This window comes from Vibrio sp. 2096 (assembly GCF_033339595.1).
GTDB classification, from domain to species: domain Bacteria; phylum Pseudomonadota; class Gammaproteobacteria; order Enterobacterales; family Vibrionaceae; genus Vibrio; species Vibrio alginolyticus.
Window position 1 is genome coordinate 1 of the sequence record NZ_JAWOUX010000097.1, and the last position, 1,090, is coordinate 1,090.

The 1,090-nt window shown below is 48.0% G+C and carries 1 protein-coding gene; it reads right to left on the bottom strand.

Features of this window, described 5'->3' with window-relative positions:
• Positions 1 to 28: 28 nt before the first annotated feature.
• Positions 29 to 1,090 (bottom strand): amino-acid N-acetyltransferase (argA, locus tag R7Q41_RS24320; protein WP_318144744.1); only part of this gene is annotated, 1,062 nt, incomplete at its 5' end.

Genomic DNA, 1,090 nt, shown 5'->3' on the forward strand with positions numbered 1-1,090 from the left:
ACGCATCTGTTAATGATGTTGAGTTTGTTTATAAGTCTAACGCTAAGATTTTGGACTTACGCTGAAAGTTGTACAGCCCTTGTTTGGCTCCTGGCAAGTAATCGACTCCAACTTCGTAGAATCCTTGCTCTCTAAACCAATGCAGACTGTGGGTGGTAAGGACAAAAATCTGGTTGATGTTTTCTGATTTTGAACGATGCTTCATGTAGTTCAGCAGCAACAAACCTCGGTTGCCATCCCGATAGTCTGGGTGAATAGCAACACAGGCCATTTCAGCTTTTCGTTCTTCAGAATATGGGTATAAAGCCGCGCATCCGATGATTAAGCCATCTTTTTCAATGATGGTGAATTTACCAATCTCTTGCTCTAGCTGTTCTCTCGAACGCCTGACCAAAATGCCTTGTTCTTCTAATGGATGAATCAATTCCAAAATGCCGCCGATGTCATCAATACCAGCTTGACGAACTTGCTCTGCGCTCGCCATGACGACTTGAGTTCCGATACCGTCAAACGAGAACAACTCCTGAATCAAAGCCCCATCTACTTTGTAGCTGATGAGATGGCTACGTGGGACGCCAGCGCGACAAGCGGCGATGGAACCTTTGAGGAAACGCAAAGTGCCCGTGTTGTAATCGGAATCTGAAGCGTGGTTTTCTGAAAGCGTTTTGATGACGTGCTCTGCCTCGATAGGCAGCAACTCTGCGACGGCATTGCCATTGTCGTCAATCACGCCTTGTTCTGAGCAGAAACCAATCAGTTTGTCTGCGCCTAATTTGATCGCCAGTTGCGTCGCGACTTCTTCAGAAAGCAAGTTAAAACACTCGCCAGTCACGGAGCTCGCAATGGGGCCAAGTAGCACAATAGAGCCTTGGTCGAGCGTGCGATTAATCGCGTCGGTGTCAATGCGGCGAATGCGTCCACTGTGGCAGTAATCGACACCGTCATCCACGCCAAGTGGCTGTGCAATGACAAAGTTGCCACTGACTACATTCAGTTGTGTGCCAGCCATTGGGGTGTTGTTTAAGCTCATTGAAAGGCGTGCGGTAATGGCTAGTTGAAGCTGCCCAGCAGCTTGCATAACTACCGATAG